The 3,986-nt window shown below is 67.7% G+C and carries 2 protein-coding genes; one reads left to right on the top strand and one right to left on the bottom strand.

Annotated features, from left to right (window positions below):
- Nucleotides 1-670, top strand: a 670-nt coding sequence (locus ACRDUX_RS19475) for an HNH endonuclease signature motif containing protein (protein ID WP_526415660.1), incomplete at its 5' end; no start/stop codon positions are given.
- 529 nt (nt 671-1,199) lie between these two features.
- Here ACRDUX_RS19475 and ppc read toward each other — a convergent pair.
- The coding region (ppc, locus tag ACRDUX_RS19470; RefSeq protein WP_526415659.1) for a phosphoenolpyruvate carboxylase at nt 1,200-3,986 on the bottom strand (2,787 nt) is incomplete at its 5' end.

Here is a 3,986-nt window from a genome sequence, read left to right as displayed (position 1 = left end):
CGATCATCCCGACGGCGCTGAGATGTCCGAGCAGGTGCCGCCGTTCCCCGGCCTCGTCGACGGGTTCATGGGCCTGATCGAGGCCGGGTGGGAGGCGGACGTGGCGCGGCGACCGCACGGGCAGCGCACCACCGTGGTGGTCCACCTCGACGTCGAGAACCGGGCCGCCGCGCTGCACCTAGGTCCCCTGCTGTCCGAGGACGAACGGCGCTACCTGCTCTGCGACGCCGACTGCGAAGTGTGGTTCGAACGTCATGGTCGGGTCATCGGGTCGGGGCGGGCGACCCGGCAGATCAGCCGCCGGTTGCGCCGTGCACTCGAGCACCGCGACCGCTGCTGCGTGGTTCCCGGCTGCGGGGCCACCCGCGGACTGCACGCCCACCACATCCGGGCCTGGGAAGACGGCGGGCCCACCGAACTGGACAACCTGGTCCTGGTCTGCCCCTACCATCACCGGCTGCACCACCGGGGCGGCATCACCATCACCGGACCCGCCCACCACCTCGTCGTCACCGACAGCGCCGGCCGACAACTCAATCCGGGATCGCTGGCCCGCCCACCCACGCAACCCCCACCCGCGGTCGCACCCTACTCGGGGCCGACCGGCGAACGCGCCGACTGGTGGTGGTACCAACCCTTCCAACCGCAACCACCACCCACAACCAACTAACGGCTCGAATCGTCAACTCGCCTCGAGCGGGTTGCCTTTGAGCGAGGTGCGGTTTCGAAGCAACGGCCATCGACTCAGCGTCGATCACGCGTTCTCGGTCATATCGTTCGCATTACTCTCCGGCCTGGTGTGAGGCGAGACGCAGGAACGTGCGAATCGCGAACCGCTGCACGACATCATCGTCGGGGCCGAACGGACAACCCGCAACACCTCTGCTCCCTCGGGTCGAGTGGCCGCGAGTGCAAGGCGATTCGGCCAAGGTGAGGGCGACTCGGATCTGGGTTGTCCCCCGCCGAGGCGCACGACCGCGGGACCGGGTGTAATCACGACGTGTCCGCCACCGTCAGTGTTGCCGTACCTGCCGGTCACCTGAACCTGGCGAAATCCGGCATTGCTGATAGATGCAATCCCGTTGACGCGGCGCAAGATCCGCTGAGCAGCGTCGGAGATCGACACTCCGTCAGTCTGGTTGTCGACCCCAGGAGCGGTCAGGTAAAACGCGTCGTCTTCTGCTGCTCGCGCCGCAGCCCTAACCGCTGTTGCGCAGCGCCGTCGCCAGCCCGCTCATGGTGAGCAGGATGCCGCGCTGCACCAACTCGTCCTCGTCGCCGGAGCGGAACCGTCGCAACAACTCCACCTGCAGGTGGTTGAGCGGTTCGAGGTACGGGAAGCGGTTGAACACCGACCGCGCGAGGGCGGGGTTGTCGGCCAGCAGGTCGTCCTGACCCGTGATCAGCCGCAGCATCTTGATGGTCCGGTCGTGCTCGGCCACGATCTTGTCGAAGACCCTGTGCCGCAACGCCTCATCGGCGACCAGCTCCGAATACCTCGCGGCCAGACCCATATCCGCCTTGGCGAGCACCTGGGCCATGTTGGAGAGCACGGACCTGAAGAACGGCCACTTCTCGTATAGATCCTGAAGCACCTCGAGCCGGCCGTCCCCCTCGGCGATCCAGTCTTCGAACGCGGTGCCGGTGCCGTACCAACCCGGCAGCATGACGCGCGACTGACTCCAGGCCAGGACCCACGGGATGGCCCGCAGATCCGAGATCGCCGTGGTCGGCTTTCGGGATGCAGGCCTGCTGCCGATGTTCAGCGCACCGATCTCGCTGACCGGCGTCGACTCCTTGAAGTACTCCACGAAACCGGGTGTCTCGTGCACCAGTGCGGAGTAAGCGCGCTGAGCCCGCGCGGCCAGGTCGTCGAGCACCTCGTAGGCCGGGCCCGCCGCGTCACCGAGTCCCTCGACGTCGAGCAGCGTCGACTCCAGCGTCGCGGCCAGCAGCGTCTCCAGGTTGCGGTGCGCGATGGTCGGCTCGGCGTACTTGGCGGCGATCACCTCACCCTGCTCGGTGATGCGCAGCGAGCCCTTCACCGCGCCGGGAGGCTGCGCCAGGATCGCGTCGTAGCTCGGGCCGCCGCCGCGGCCAACGGTCCCGCCGCGACCGTGGAAGAGCCGCAGGCGAATTCCGGTCTTGCGAGCCGACTCCACCAGGTCCAGCTCGGCGCGGTAGAGAGCCCAGTTGGCGGCGAGATATCCGCCGTCCTTGTTCGAATCCGAGTACCCGAGCATGACCTCCTGTTGCTCGCCGCGGGAGTGGACCAGCGCCCGGTACAGCGGGAGGTCGAGCACCGCCTCGAGAATGGAGGACCCTCGCTGCAGATCGTCGATGGTCTCGAAGAGCGGAACCACGCCGACCGGACTGTAGGGCTCGCCGCCTGAGGCGTCCAGCAGGCCGGCTTCCTTCAGGAAGATCGCCGCCTCGAGCATGTCCGAGACCGACTGGCACATCGAGATGATGTAGTTCGGCACGGCCTGCGGGCCGAACACGCGGACGGCCCTCGCGGCGGCGGCGGTGATGTCGAGTTCCTTGCGGGCCAGCTCGGACAGTTGCGCGCCAGGGCTCACCAGCGGCCGCTTGGTCGCCAACTCGGCGACCAGCAGCTCCACGCGGTCGGGTTCGGACAGCGATCGGTAGTCGGGATGCACTCCCGCCCAGGCCAACAGCTCGGCGATGACCTCTTCGTGCACGTCGGAGTTCTGGCGAAGGTCAAGTCCCGAGAGGTGAAACCCGAAGACGTGCACGGCTTCCCGCAACCTGCCGAGCCGATCGTCGGCCAGCACCGCGCTGCCGTTATTGCGTAGCGACGCGTCGATGACGTCGAGGTCGGCCAGGAACTCGCCGGGGATCTCGTAGCGTTTCATGCACAGATCGAGCTCGTGCTCCGGTTGCCTGTCCAGAATCTCGGCCGCCGTGGCCGTCAAGCGGCCGTGGATCACCCGCAGCGCGCGCCGGTAGGGTTCGTCGGCCCGGGCGGGCTCGGCGCAGGTGTCGGCAAGCGCAGCCAACTCGTCGCTGATGTGCACCAGCCGCGCCGACATCGACAACTCCTCCTCCAGGGCAGTCAGCTCGACGAAATAGTGCGCCAGTGCGGTGTAGGCAGCGCTACCGGTGGCCAGCCGGACGACGTCGGCCGTGACGTTCGGGTTGCCGTCGCGGTCGCCTCCGATCCAGGAACCGGGCCGCAGAATCGGCTGCTCCAGGACGTGGGAGTCGGGCCAGCGCGCCTGCAGCGCAGTGCGCACCTCGGCGTTGACCTGAGGGATCACCTCGAAGAACGCGGCGGGGTAGTAACGCAGCCCCGTTTCGATCTCGTCCTGAATCTTCAACCGGGACAACCGAATCAACGCCGTCTGCCACAGCGTGAGGATGTTTCGGCGCAGTTCGAGGTCAATGCTGCGGCCTTCGTCGGTGCGCGTGTGGCCGCGCATGCGAAGTCGCATCAGCCCGGTGATGCGATGCTGGGTGTCGAAGACCGTCCGGCGTCGAGTCTCGGTGGGGTGTGCGGTGATCACCGGCGACACCAGGGCGCCGGTGAGGGCGTCTGCGACGGTGGCGGAGTCCAGTTCGGCGGATTCCAGCTTCAGGTAGGTCGCGGCCAGGCTGCTGTTCTGGGGCGGCTCCCCCGCAGCGACGTGCACGGCACGCCGTCGTTCCCGGTGGATGTCCTCGGCGACGTTGGCGAGCAGCGCGAAGTGCGTGAACGCACGGATGACCGGAATGGCCTTGCCGATGTCGATGCCGTCGAACAGGCCTGCGAGATCGGCCCGGTCGATCTCGGAGCGCCGCACCTGGAAGGACCCCACGCGTGCGCGCTCCACCAGGTCGAACACCTCGTCGCCGTTCTGCTCGCGCACCGTGTCGCCAAGAATCGCGCCGAGCAGGCGGATGTCCTCGCGCATTGGCTCGGTCGCCTCACGGCCTACCTGGGTCCGTCGCACCGAGCCGATGGGTGCGAGAGTGGTATCGGGAGC

The organism is Mycobacterium sp. (genome assembly GCF_050701675.1).
Taxonomy (GTDB): domain Bacteria; phylum Actinomycetota; class Actinomycetes; order Mycobacteriales; family Mycobacteriaceae; genus Mycobacterium.
This window is presented reverse-complemented; position numbering and strand designations above follow the sequence as displayed.